Consider the following 12,683-nt stretch of genomic DNA (forward strand, 5'->3'; position numbering starts at 1 on the left):
ACTTAAAAATCTTTATTGCGTTTTAATTTAATCTTCACGTCAAGTACGAAAAATACAGCTAATTATATTATTCCGATGCAATTATTATCTATTTATAAAGTAACGAATAAATTAAATGCAGATGTATGGAAAGGATCGAGATCGTTTTAAAAAACATTAAGAAAATCAGGAAATTTAAAAATATCACTCAATTAGATATCGCCATTAAACTAAACATTTCACAAAACGCCTATAGTAAAGTTGAGCTGGGGAATACTTTAATATCATTAAATCTGCTTTTTAAAATTGCTGATATTTTAGGCCAGGACATTAATGAACTATTACTAACCGATAAAATCATCAAGCAAAAAAATTGGTGATACACTAAAAGCTGTCCCTAAATAATTTTCAATCATAAAAAAACGGCAGAGCTTATGTAACCCTGCCGTTTCAGTAATTCCTCATTCCCCCTTCAGGGGGTCAGGGGGCTTATACCGCTTTCGCGTACAATTCAGAAACGTGGTTCCAGTTGATCACATTCCATATAGCCGCTAAATAATCAGGGCGACGGTTTTGGTATTTCAGGTAGTAAGCATGTTCCCAAACATCGATACCTAAAACTGGTGTGCCTTTTACTTCAGCAATATCCATTAAAGGATTATCCTGGTTAGGGGTTGATGTTACCGCTAATTTCTTATCAGGCGTAACAATTAACCATGCCCAACCTGAACCGAAACGGGTTGCACCAGCTTCAGATACTTTAGTTTTAAATTCATCAAATGAACCAAAAGTACTTTTGATAGCATCAGCTAAAGCGCCTGTAGGCTCGCCGCCACCGTTTGGTGAAAGCAATGTCCAGAATAAAGTGTGGTTATAATGACCGCCACCATTGTTACGTACTGCTGGTGGGAATTTCGAAATGTTTTTTATGATATCATCAATGCTGCTGTCAGCCTCAGGTTTACCTTCCAGTGCTTTGTTTAAGTTGGTAACATAAGCCTGGTGGTGCTTGCCGTGGTGAATTTCCATGGTCAATTTATCAATATGCGGTTCTAATGCATCGGTAGCGTAAGGTAACGCCGGTAGTGTGAATGCCATAATGGTGAGTTTTTAAGTTTTAAAGATAGTACTGAGCAAATATAAGGTTTGAAACATATTTTTTGTTCTAAATAAATGTCATTTATTGGTTGATTGTTCATTTGTTCACTGGTTCATCAGTTCATTGGTGCAATGGCGCCTAGCCCTCTTTACGCGTAGCGTAGAGAGGGTCGACAAGTGAAACAATGTCGGGGTGAGATAGCGGAGCGCTGATAAGTATTATATTGCTATTTGTTTCAGCACCTCACATGCTAAGTAAACAGCATGATGTTGACCTGTCCTGTGGGATCCTGAAACAAGTTCAGGATGACGGTTGGAGATTTGGGTGTTGCCTTTGGTCCGGGCTTTACACTCATACGCCTGCAGGCATTAGGCACAAGGCCGGTACCCGCTTCAATCCCTAACACAGAACTTCAACGCGCTTCGCCAACTCACCCGGTCGTTGCTATGCCCGACCACCCTCTCTTCGCCTGCGGCGGAAAGAGGGTTAGGCGTCATTGCACCAATGAACTAATGAACCAGTGAACTAATGAGCTATCTTTTACTTTTAAAAAAGTTCCGTACCAGCTCCGCACATTCATTTTCGCGGATACCGCCGGTGATGATGGTTTTGGGATGGGTTATCTTTTGGTTCAGCCTGCCGAAACCAAGCTTAACATCATAAGCACCAAATACTATTTTACCCAGCTGGAACCAGTAAGCAGCGCCGGCACACATTACGCAGGGCTCGAGGGTTACATATAAGGTACATTCTTTTAAATATTTACCGCCCATATAATTTGCTGCAGCAGTAAGCGCCTGCATTTCGGCGTGAGCCGAAACATCGGTAAGGCGTTCTGTTAAATTATGGCCGCGGCCGATGATCTGCCCTTTGCAAACCACAACAGCGCCAATGGGTATTTCTTTCTCAGCCAAAGCAAGCCGGGCTTCCTTTAGCGCCTCGTTCATAAAAAACTCATCCGGCGACATTGCCGGCGGTTCATCGCTAAAATTTATATACCTCATTTACGTTTCTTAAAGTCGATCTTTTTAAAGGTCCTTTTCAGGTGGCTTTCCGTTACCATCGTTGATAGTATCCCTATCCCCATTGCCCCGCCGAACAGGATAAAGTAATCCACCATCTTTTGCGTGTTATAATCAACATTAAAATAGATCATCCCTGAGTAGATCACGAAACCTATTATCAATGCAAAAAAGCCTGCCTTTATCATAAAGTTGGCCGAGTAGCGGTTTGCCTCATCCCAGGTTTGCTGGTTGGTGCGCGCGGCAGGCGTGCGGTAGCCATACCACCTGTTTATACCTTTGGGCGGCAAATATTTTTGCAGTAAGCCTATCACTATAAAAATAAGGCCAATCAAATGCGGGCCGATCAATACGTTTGAAAAATTCATGTTTATATTAGTTTGCTGCCATTGGGCACCGGTTTATCAATAGTTGTTAATACAATGTCGCCATTTTCATCGGCCATGCCTGTCACCAGGAATTCCGACATAAATGTGGCGATCTGCTTTTTAGGAAAATTTATTACGCCGATGATCTGCCTGCCAAGCAATTCGTCCTTAGTATAGTGTTTGGTGATCTGCGCGCTCGACCATCTGATGCCATACTCGCCGAAATCAACCTTAACCTTATAAGCCGGTTTACGCGCTTCGGGGAAGTCCGCTACTTCCAATATAGTTCCGGCGCGTAATTCCACCTTTTCAAAATCATGCCATGTAATGGGTTCCATAAGGGCAAATATAATAAGCTACGCACACGAATTGCACGAATTAAAGCGAATTTCACTAATCTTTATTGAAATCCGTGCAACATTTAAATTCGTACAATTAGCACTAATTCGTGAAATTCGTGTTTTATTCAATCAATGGAAACGCCTCCTCATACACACCGTAAGATCATTCATATTGATATGGATGCTTTTTACGCGTCGGTTGAGCAGCGCGATAACCCGGAGCTACGTGGTATACCCTTAGTAGTTGGCGGCTCGCCCGAGGGTCGTGGAGGCGTAGTGGCTACTGCAAGCTATGAGGCCCGTAAGTTTGGTATCCGTTCGGCAATGCCATCAAAACAAGCTTTGCAGCTGTGCCCGCATGCTACGTTTGTACGCCCGCGCTTTGCCGCTTATAAAGAAGTATCGCAAAAGATCAGGGAGATATTCAGCAGGTATACCGACCTGGTAGAACCGCTATCGTTAGATGAAGCCTACCTTGATGTTACTAACGACAAACAGAACATAGGCTCGGCCATCGACATCGCGAAGCAAATAAAGCAGGCCATAAAAGATGAGTTGCAACTAACTGCGTCGGCGGGTGTATCTATAAATAAGTTTGTGGCCAAAATCGCATCTGACATTAATAAGCCCGATGGACTAACCTTTATCGGCCCATCGGCCATTGAAGCCTTTATGGAAAAACTGGCTGTGGAGAAATTCCATGGCGTAGGTAAAGTAACTGCCGAAAAAATGAAGAAAATGGGCCTGCATACCGGTGCCGATCTTAAGCAATTACCAGAAGATGAATTAGTAAAGCATTTTGGTAAAGCAGGGCATTTTTATTACCGGATAGTACGGGGCGACGATCAGCGCGAGGTGCAGCCTGATCGCGAAACAAAATCATTGGCTGCCGAAGATACCTTTGCCTACGACCTTACCACCATTGAAGAAATGGAGGCGGAGCTGGATAAAATTGCCCGCACCGTTTGCGATAGGTTACAGAAGTATAATTTAAAAGGCCGCACTGTTACCCTTAAAGTTAAATACAGTGATTTTAAACAGATCACCCGCAACAGGTCCTATACCTCTCCATTTGGCGATTTTGAGACCATAATCTCAACCGCCAGGCAATTATTGACCGCTACTAACCCCGAAGACAAAAAAATACGGTTATTAGGCATATCTATCTCAAATTTCGGGGAGCTTGAGCCTAAACAAAAGACTGAGAAACCAACAGACCAACTAAAGCTGTTCAACTTTTAATTTTCTGATTAAATTATTTTTCCAAACATTATTAGGAGTTTATACCCATTGCCAATTTCTATAATTGATTTTTACTCAATAAATTTTATTTATTGTTAAAGAAACCCTACTTGGCATGATAATTTTATAACTGCCGTTACTTATTAAAAAAATTTAAAAAGTAATTGCATTTATATGACAAATTTCATTAAGTTTGTTTTACCCTATTATTAATCTGATTGAGTGAATGGAACTTAAAGTCAAAAATGTGAAAAGTGCGGAGTTGAAAAACATGATCATTAAACGACTTTATTTTGACAAAGCGTTGTCATGTGCCGACATGAGCGAGCTTTTCGACAAAAGCGTTCCATCTATATCTAAAGCGGTTAACGAGCTCATGGACGAGGGGTTTGTAGTTGAACAGGGGTATGCGCCTTCAAGCGGTGGTCGCAGGCCCCTGATGTACTCCTTAAGACATGAAGCCATATATATACTTACCGTGGCTATGGATCAACTGTCAACCCGGATTCAAATAGTTGACATACTTAATAATCCTGTTGCTAAAACGGCAATAACAGAACTAAAATTATTAAATAACCCCAGTGCCTTGCAAACATTAATTGATCATATTAATGACTATATCTTTTCTACAGGAATACCTGTTGATAAGATTGCTGGTATTGGTATTGGCATGCCGGGATTTATTAATTCCACAGAGGGTTATAACTACACCTATCTTGATTCGGGCGATGAAAGTTTAACAAGTGTAATTACGCGCGAAACCGGTGTACCCACTTTTATTGATAACGACTCCAGCTTGATAGCCCTTGCCGAACAAAAGTTCGGGATTGCCAAAGCACGCAAGGATGTGATGGTTATAAACCTGGGTTGGGGTATTGGTTTGGGTATGATCATAAACGGCGAGATCTACCGGGGGCATAATGGTTTTGCGGGTGAGTTCAGCCATATCCCACTATCAGAAGATGGCGCACTTTGTACCTGCGGTAAACGTGGTTGCCTTGAGGCCGAGGCTTCAATGTTGGTAGTTGCAGAAAAGGCTATACAAGGTATAAAAAAGGGGCATATATCCAGTCTTAAAAATATTGATATAAACCAATCAAAAATGGTAGGCGATGCCATAATGGAAGCTGCTAATAATGGCGACCAGTTTGCTATCGAGTTGCTTTCAGATGCCGGTTATAAAATCGGTAAGGCCCTGGCCATACTCATCCACATCATGAACCCGGCCAGCATAGTATTAAGCGGCAGGGGCGCCGTGGTAGGGAAAATCTTACTCGCACCAATACAACAAGCTTTAAATAAATATTGCATACCACGCCTGGCAAACAGCACCGAGCTGCTCATATCAGACCTGGGTTTTAACGCAGAACTAATTGGCGCTGCCGTATTAGTAATGGAAAATTTTGACAAAGAGATAAAAAATCATTTAATCACTACAAATCAATCAAGTATGGAGAAAACAACGAAAAACTAAAAACTCAAACTCATTAACACTAAACTAATTCAAATCAAAAATGAAAAAATTATTACCAATAATTCTATTATTGCCTTGCATTGCTATGGGCGCAAATGCCTCACCAAATGCAAATAGCAGGGCATCATTCACCATTACAGGCACAAGCCGTAATGTGAATCTTCCAGCTCCTGTAAAAGGAACTGTAAAGGACGACACGGGATCACCATTACCCGGCGTATCTGTATCAATTAAAGGAACAACCAGGGGCACGCAGACAGATGCCGACGGACGGTTTAACCTTGATGCAAAATCTGGTGATGTTTTGGTATTCAGCTACATTGGTTACTTAAAGAAAGAAGTACCAGTAAGCAGTAGCTTAATTTATGCTGTAACTTTAACAAGCGATTCAAAAAACCTTAATGAAGTTGTTGTAACAGCATTAGGTGTTAAGCGTTCTGAAAAATCACTTACCTATGCAAACCAGGTGGTTGACGGCGCTGCACTTAATACGGTAAAAAACGACAACGTAATGAACTCACTTAATGGCAGGGTAGCTGGTGTGGATATTTCACCAAGCTCATCAGGTGTTGGTGGCTCTGTTAAGGTAATCTTACGCGGTAGTAAAAGTTTTGCCGGAACTAATGCACCACTATATGTAATAGATGGGGTACCTATCACAAACAATTCTAATACTAACGGCCAACCAAACAGCACTTACGGTGGTTCACCGGATGGTGGTGACGGTATATCAAACCTTAACCCGGATGATATTGAAAGCATGACCGTGCTCGAAGGTGCATCAGCTGCTGCCCTTTATGGTAGCCAGGCTGCAAACGGCGTTATATTAATTACAACCAAAAAAGGCAAAGCCGGTAAAACTGAAATTAATTTCTCATCATCTTATACAAATGATGCGATTTCATACAAACCGGAGTTTCAAAATGAATATGGCGTAACACCAAAGGGCAATCAAAGCTGGGGAGCAAAATTAAGCACCCCTGCAACAGCTGATAACGTTGGTGACTATTTTCAACATGGAAATAACTTCACAAATGCTATAAATTTATCTGCGGGTTCAGATGTAGCACAAAGCTATTTCTCCTATGCCAATACATCTGCTACCGGCGTACAACCAACCAACAGTTTAAAACGTAACAATTTCACCTTCAGAGAAACAGGTCATTTTTTAAACAACAAATTAACGGTTGATGTAAATACCAACTACATGAATCAAAAGGTGATTAATACACCTGGCCAGGGTTTTTATTTTAACACCTTGCCTGGTCTTTATCTGTTCCCCGTTGGCGTTGACATAACTCCTTATAAAAATAATTACGGCATTCCTCAACCAGCCAGAAACGGCTTGCCAACTCAAAACTGGATTGCTAACGAAGATATTCAGCAAAACCCATGGTGGATACTTTACAAAAATCCTAATTTTTCTAACCGCGACCGCTTATTGATCAATTCAAGTGTAAGATATGATATAAACGATTGGTTAAACATACAGGCACGTGGTAATGTTGACCGCACTTCCGACGCTTTCGAGCAGGATCTGTACGCCGGTACTAACCCTGTGCTTACTCAGGGCCTTAATGGTTCATATCAGCACAGTATACAAACCATCACTCAAACTTATGGAGATTTCATAGCTAACTTTAAAGTGCCAATGAAATCAGACTTTAAATTAGATGGTCTATTAGGTGCCAGTATCACGGATAATAATACAGTAGGAACGCTATTCGGCCAAGGCACCGGGCTTTTAATACCCAATGTGTTCGAAGATCAGAATGTGCTTACTTCAGGAAGCAGTAATGTATCTAAGCTGCCTGCAAATCACAACCAGATCCAATCTATATTCGGAAGCTTAAACCTTTCCTACAAAAACTGGGCATACCTTACATTAACTGATAGGAATGACTGGTCTTCAAACCTGGCATTTACCAATAAGGATTCTTATTCATATCCTTCAGTAGGTTTATCATTTATAGTAAGTGATATGACAAAGCTGCCTGATTTCATTTCTTATGCTAAGGTGCGTGGTTCATACGCTGAAGTTGCAACAACTGTTACTCAGTATGTTACCAATTTAACAAGCACTAATGGTTCAGGTGGTGTTACATTAGTTAACCCTGTTCCTAATTCAGACATAAAGCCTACCAACACTAAATCGTGGGAAGCTGGTGCCGACCTTAGATTTTTGGATAACAGGTTAGTGCTTAACTATACCTGGTATAAATCCAACAGTTATAATCAGTTTATTCAATATACACCATCTGCAGGATCACCATACACTACAGGATACCTGAATGCTGGTAATATACAAAATACAGGTATGGAAGTTAAGTTGGGATATGATATAGCTAAAGGCCAGGCATTTAGCTGGAACTCAGCTCTTAATTATTCCTATAATAAAAACCTGATCATTCAACTTAATCCAGCCGACCCTAACGCAAACATTCAGCTAACCGGCAACGGAGCAAATGCTTACGAATCGGTACTTAAAGCTGGTGGATCATATGGCGACATCTGGGGTGTTAAATTTGAAAGAAACGCTGCCGGCCAAATCATGGTAAACAGTAGTGATGCACCTATAAACAGTGGCATTTTCGAAAAAGTAGGCAACCCCAGTCCGAAATTCCAGATGGGATGGGAAAACACCTTTAACTATAAAAAGTTCTCATTTGATTTCTTAGTTGACGGAAAATTTGGTGGCCAGGTATTATCAATGACTCAAATGTTGATGGATAGCTATGGCGTATCAGTTGCCAGTGGAGACGCCCGCAACGCAGGTGGAGTAACTGTAAACGCGGTTGACCCTAATGGCAAAGCTGTAACTAAGGTAGATGCTGAAACCTGGTATTCAGCACAAGGCGGCCGCTCTGGTATTGCTGAACCTTATATGTATAGCGCAACAGTTGTAAGGCTTCGTTCTGCTTCATTAGGTTATACCGAGCCAATTGCAAATAGCTTTGTAAAAAGCATCAGGTTCTCACTTATTGGCAGCAACCTTATCTATTTTTACAAAAAGGCCCCTTATGATCCAGAGATCACCATGTCAACAGCCAATGGTTTAGGTGGTGTAGATGTATTTAACCAGCCTACTACCAGGAGATTTGGAGCACAACTAAATGTTACATTTTAATAAATAGTTAATCGTAAAAACATTAGTGATGAAAAAAATAAATTTAAAAGATAGATGGATTGGGGCTAATACTTTAAGTAAGTATATCCTGATCGCCGCATGTTTCATTTTGCTGGGCGGATGTACCAAAAATTTTGAAAACATGAATACCAGCAACGCTGGCATAACTAAGGCTCAATTGCAGCCCGATTTCAATTTTATCGGGCAATATTATCCAAGCATACAACAGCACATTTTCGGCGAAGAAGGTGATTATCAGCTTTGTCAGAATTTGAACTCTGATTGCTATGCCGGCTATTATATGTCGCCCGATCCGTTCAGGGGTAACATCAACAATCAAAGCTATTCTTTGGTTGATGGTTGGAACACAGATGTTTTCGGTGTGGCATACGGTAGTGTAGTAGGCCCTATTACGATCAATATTAAAAGTGCGGCACGTACTGCTTACCCTCACTTCTGGGCTATAGCTTTAATATTAGAAGTACAAACTATTAGCAGGGTTACTGATTATTACGGACCAATCCCTTATACTAAGGAAGGTACCGCGGGTGCAACTACTCCTTATGACTCGCAACAGGTAGTTTATAATACCTTTTTTGCACAGTTGGATACTGCTGTAAGTAACCTTACTGCGTATACCAAGGCTAACCCCGGCTTAAAACCGTTTACAAAATTTGATATGGTTTATGGCGGTGATTATACCCAATGGATAAAATATGCCAATTCATTACGCTTAAGGTTAGCTATGCACATTGTTAATATTGACCCTGTAACAGCTAAAGCACAAGCGTTGAAGGCTATTAACGATCCCGGAGGCTTAATTCTTGCTAATAATGATAATGCTGCTATTAATGGCATATTATCATACCATAACCCAATATGGTGGATAGGTACCAGTTGGACAGACTTAGCCGTAGGTGCATCGTTAACATCTTATTTAAGCGGTTATAATGATCCGCGTACGCCAAAAATGATATCACCGGCTAGTTCGCCTGCAGGTATTGTTGGCCAATATGTAGGTATTCGTGCTGGTACACCGGTTGGTGGAAAACCTATGTACAGCGGTTACTCACAACCTAACTATGATGTAATATCGGAATATAGCCCGATGATACTGATAAATGCGGCAGAGGTTTGGTTCTTAAAATCTGAAATTGCTTTAAGAGGCTGGACAACTGAAAGCGCACAAACAGATTATGAAACAGGTATAACTACCTCTATGGCCCAATGGGGTGTTTCCGCTGGCAGTTATCTTACTGACAAAACAAGTACACAAGCTGATTATGTTGATCCTTTAACACCTTCAGCAGGTACGCCAAATGCAAGTATCAAAGCTATGTCTAAAATTACGATTGCCTGGGATGCTACTGCCACTAACGAGCAGAACTTAGAGCGTATCATCACCCAAAAATGGATTGCCAACTTCCCTTCTGGTGGTTGGGAAGCCTGGACAGACTATCGCCGTACCGGCTATCCAAGGTTGTTCCCTGTTGTGGTGAACAATAGCGGTGGTACAATCAATACAGCTTTACAGATTCGCAGGATCGCTTATCCATCAACTGAGTACACAAGTAATGCTTCAAACGTAGCTGCTGCTGTAACCTTACTTGGTGGCCCTGACAATGGTGGCACACCAATATGGTGGGATACCAATAAAGGCCAGGCTACTCCTAAAAATTTCTAACATTTGTTAAAAGAATAATAGAAATCAACCATGAGACTTCTTAAAAAAATTTAAAAAGTCTCATGGTTTTTAAAAAAACTTTCATAAGTTTGTTTAAAAGCTATTTAATGAATAATAGGTTAATAATTGTTAACAACAACTCTGCAAACTATCGCGCAGTTTTCCCCATTGGAAACACTTTAGCTGATCAGTTTGATAGAATTCAGAAATAAATGGTTGATTAGGTTGCTTAAATCCTCGCTTCGGCGGGGGTTTTTTTTGGGCAGTCTTTTTATACCTTTACAACATTTAACAAAAGAATACAATTGCTAAAACTATGGCCCGATTAAATTTATTGGAAGAGACACGGTACGAGAAGCTACCGGTAAGCGTTTACAAAAGTCAACAGGAAGCCTCCATTGCAGTAGCCGGACGAATTGCCGCGCTGATTAAGAAAAAAAGTGAAAAAGGCGAAAAAACTGTATTAGGACTGGCAACAGGTGTAACCCCTATAAGGGTTTACGCTGAACTGATCCGCATGCACAAAGAGGAAGGCCTCAGCTTTAAAAACGTGATCACTTTCAATTTGGATGAGTATTATCCAATGCAGCCAACAGCTGTGCAAAGCTATGTTACCTTTATGAATGAAAATCTTTTCAATCATATTGATATCGACAGAAACAACGTCCATATTCCTGATGGTACTTTAAAACAGGAAGATGTTGCAGCTTTTTGCTTAAACTATGAAAGACAAATAACAGCGCTGGGTGGTCTTGACCTGCAAATATTGGGTATTGGGCGTACAGGCCACATCGGTTTTAACGAGCCGGGCTCGGCGCCAAACTCAGGTACACGCCTGGTTACCCTGGATGACCTTACCCGCAGTGATGCTTCACGTGATTTTGGTGGCAAGCAAAATGTGCCTACCAAAGCCATAACCATGGGTATCGGTACCATATTTAAAGCAAGAGAAATTATATTAATGGCATGGAGCGGTAAAAAAGCCCCGATCATTAAAAAAGCCGTTGAAGGCGAAATATCAGGCGAGGTACCTGCTACTTACCTGCAACTATCAGATCATGTTGACTTTGTGCTTGATGAAGCAGCTGCATCAGAACTTACCCGTTTTGATACACCATGGCTGGTAAAAGATTGCGTATGGGAAAACAACCTGAAAAAGAAGGCGGTTATCTGGCTGGCCACTACCGTTAAAAAACCTATACTAAAACTTACTGAAGAAGATTATAACAACCATGGCATGGCGCAACTAGCTGTTGAGCAAGGCCCGGTTTACAACATAAATATCGACATTTTTAACCAGGTACAACATACCATTACCGGCTGGCCGGGTGGCAAGCCTAATGCAGATGATTCGCAAAGGCCTGAGCGCGCACTACCTGCTAAAAAACGTTCTATCATATTTTCACCGCACCCTGATGATGATGTGATCTCAATGGGTGGTACTTTCATCCGTTTGGTTGATCAGGGGCATGATGTACACGTAGCTTACCAAACATCAGGTAATACCGCCGTTTGGGATGATGATGTTTTACGTTACATGGAGTTCACCATTGATTTTAACGGGAGCATTGGTGAGGATAATACGCATTTAAAGAACATTTACAATGAAATGCGCACGTTTATCGCCAAAAAACAACCTAACCAGATTGATACACAGGAAATACGCGATGTTAAAGGCTTTATCCGTAAAACGGAGGCTATAGCCGGTGCACGTTATGCTGGTTTACATGACGATCATATCCACTTCATGGCGTTGCCGTTTTATGAAACCGGTAAGATCAAAAAGAACTCGGTAGGCGAAGAGGATGTATTGATAACCATGGAACTGCTGCAAAAAGTTAAACCTCAGCAAATATTCGCGGCGGGCGATTTTGCCGATCCACATGGCACCCACCTTGTTTGCTTCAACATTATACTTGCCGCATTAAACCGCCTTAGAGCTACTGAAGACTGGGTGAACGATTGCTGGTTATGGATGTACCGTGGCGCCTGGTTTGAGTTTGAAACCTGGGAAATTGAAATGGCTGTGCCTTTGTCGCCTCAAGAGGTTTTGCGCAAACGTGCTGCTATCTTTAAACACCAATCACAAAAAGATACCCCGGTTTTCCCTGGTGATGATGTACGCGAATTTTGGGTACGTGCCGAGGACCGCAACCGCGAAACTGCAAAATGCTACGACCAATTGGGCTTAGCTGAATACGCGGCAATGGAAGCTTTTGTAAGGTATAAGTTTTAGCCCCCCAGCCCCCTAAAGGGGGAGTTTCTGATTAGTATAAACAAGAAAAGGTTCTGATAATATCAGAACCTTTTTCATATTAAATATTCTTACTTGCCCCCTTTTAGGGGG

11 protein-coding genes are annotated in these 12,683 nt (G+C 41.4%); 7 read left to right on the forward strand and 4 right to left on the reverse strand.

The genetic code is table 11. The features are described 5' to 3' along the window. Positions 1-125: 125 nt before the first annotated feature. Positions 126-359, forward strand: a complete 234-nt coding sequence (locus BLU33_RS18830; RefSeq protein WP_091376657.1) for a helix-turn-helix domain-containing protein — start codon at positions 126-128, stop codon at positions 357-359. 109 nt (positions 360-468) lie between these two features. Here the strand turns inward: BLU33_RS18830 and BLU33_RS18835 are convergent, their stop codons facing one another. Beyond that, positions 469-1,077 (reverse strand): superoxide dismutase, encoded by a 609-nt coding sequence (locus BLU33_RS18835; RefSeq protein WP_091376660.1) that lies wholly within the window; start codon positions 1,075-1,077, stop codon positions 469-471. Between the two features lie 306 nt (positions 1,078-1,383). Between BLU33_RS18835 and BLU33_RS25190 the strand changes: the two genes are divergently transcribed. Further along, on the forward strand, positions 1,384-1,602 hold the full coding sequence (locus tag BLU33_RS25190) for a hypothetical protein (protein WP_157682235.1): 219 nt from the start codon (positions 1,384-1,386) through the stop codon (positions 1,600-1,602). 9 nt (positions 1,603-1,611) lie between these two features. Here the strand turns inward: BLU33_RS25190 and BLU33_RS18840 are convergent, their stop codons facing one another. The 3 genes from BLU33_RS18840 to BLU33_RS18850 are packed head-to-tail and all read right to left on the reverse strand — an operon-like array spanning position 1,612 to position 2,806. Then, the gene (locus tag BLU33_RS18840) at positions 1,612-2,082 is read right to left on the reverse strand and encodes a nucleoside deaminase (RefSeq protein WP_091376663.1); all 471 of its coding nucleotides are present in this window, start codon (positions 2,080-2,082) and stop codon (positions 1,612-1,614) included. Then, positions 2,079-2,468, reverse strand: coding sequence for an SdpI family protein (locus BLU33_RS18845; RefSeq protein WP_091376664.1), 390 nt, complete (start codon positions 2,466-2,468; stop codon positions 2,079-2,081). Before BLU33_RS18845 ends, BLU33_RS18840 begins: the two co-directional genes overlap by 4 nt. Positions 2,469-2,470: 2 nt before the next feature. After that, complete coding sequence (locus BLU33_RS18850) at positions 2,471-2,806, reverse strand: tRNA-binding protein (protein ID WP_091376667.1); 336 nt, start codon at positions 2,804-2,806, stop codon at positions 2,471-2,473. Between the two features lie 135 nt (positions 2,807-2,941). On the opposite strand from BLU33_RS18850, the gene dinB reads away from it, so the two are divergent. From dinB to nagB, 5 genes are all read left to right on the forward strand, one after another. Continuing rightward, the gene (gene dinB, locus BLU33_RS18855; protein WP_091376670.1) at positions 2,942-4,051 is read left to right on the forward strand and encodes a DNA polymerase IV; all 1,110 of its coding nucleotides are present in this window, start codon (positions 2,942-2,944) and stop codon (positions 4,049-4,051) included. A gap of 226 nt (positions 4,052-4,277) precedes the next feature. Continuing rightward, positions 4,278-5,525 carry an ROK family protein gene (locus tag BLU33_RS18860; protein WP_091376673.1) on the forward strand — a complete coding sequence of 416 codons (1,248 nt, stop codon included), beginning with the start codon at positions 4,278-4,280 and terminating at the stop codon, positions 5,523-5,525. A gap of 40 nt (positions 5,526-5,565) precedes the next feature. Next, the gene (locus BLU33_RS18865; protein ID WP_091376676.1) at positions 5,566-8,652 is read left to right on the forward strand and encodes a SusC/RagA family TonB-linked outer membrane protein; all 3,087 of its coding nucleotides are present in this window, start codon (positions 5,566-5,568) and stop codon (positions 8,650-8,652) included. A 28-nt stretch (positions 8,653-8,680) separates the two neighbouring features. Beyond that, positions 8,681-10,336: a SusD/RagB family nutrient-binding outer membrane lipoprotein gene (locus tag BLU33_RS18870; RefSeq protein WP_091376680.1), complete on the forward strand. Its 1,656-nt coding sequence runs from the start codon at positions 8,681-8,683 to the stop codon at positions 10,334-10,336. Positions 10,337-10,652: 316 nt separating this feature from the next. Next, the gene (gene nagB / locus BLU33_RS18875) at positions 10,653-12,572 is read left to right on the forward strand and encodes a glucosamine-6-phosphate deaminase (protein ID WP_091376683.1); all 1,920 of its coding nucleotides are present in this window, start codon (positions 10,653-10,655) and stop codon (positions 12,570-12,572) included. Positions 12,573-12,683: the final 111 nt, after the last annotated feature.

The organism is Mucilaginibacter mallensis, assembly GCF_900105165.1.
Lineage (GTDB): Bacteria > Bacteroidota > Bacteroidia > Sphingobacteriales > Sphingobacteriaceae > Mucilaginibacter > Mucilaginibacter mallensis.

What these genes read in the sequence shown, in the direction of transcription:
- BLU33_RS18830 (WP_091376657.1), top strand. Translation starts at nt 126, where the DNA reads ATGGAAAGGATCGAGATCGTTTTAAAAAACATTAAGAAAATCAGGAAA.
- BLU33_RS18835 (WP_091376660.1), bottom strand. Translation starts at nt 1,077, where the DNA reads ATGGCATTCACACTACCGGCGTTACCTTACGCTACCGATGCATTAGAA.
- BLU33_RS25190 (WP_157682235.1), top strand. Translation starts at nt 1,384, where the DNA reads ATGACGGTTGGAGATTTGGGTGTTGCCTTTGGTCCGGGCTTTACACTC.
- BLU33_RS18840 (WP_091376663.1), bottom strand. Translation starts at nt 2,082, where the DNA reads ATGAGGTATATAAATTTTAGCGATGAACCGCCGGCAATGTCGCCGGAT.
- BLU33_RS18845 (WP_091376664.1), bottom strand. Translation starts at nt 2,468, where the DNA reads ATGAATTTTTCAAACGTATTGATCGGCCCGCATTTGATTGGCCTTATT.
- BLU33_RS18850 (WP_091376667.1), bottom strand. Translation starts at nt 2,806, where the DNA reads ATGGAACCCATTACATGGCATGATTTTGAAAAGGTGGAATTACGCGCC.
- dinB (WP_091376670.1), top strand. Translation starts at nt 2,942, where the DNA reads ATGGAAACGCCTCCTCATACACACCGTAAGATCATTCATATTGATATG.
- BLU33_RS18860 (WP_091376673.1), top strand. Translation starts at nt 4,278, where the DNA reads ATGGAACTTAAAGTCAAAAATGTGAAAAGTGCGGAGTTGAAAAACATG.
- BLU33_RS18865 (WP_091376676.1), top strand. Translation starts at nt 5,566, where the DNA reads ATGAAAAAATTATTACCAATAATTCTATTATTGCCTTGCATTGCTATG.
- BLU33_RS18870 (WP_091376680.1), top strand. Translation starts at nt 8,681, where the DNA reads ATGAAAAAAATAAATTTAAAAGATAGATGGATTGGGGCTAATACTTTA.
- nagB (WP_091376683.1), top strand. Translation starts at nt 10,653, where the DNA reads ATGGCCCGATTAAATTTATTGGAAGAGACACGGTACGAGAAGCTACCG.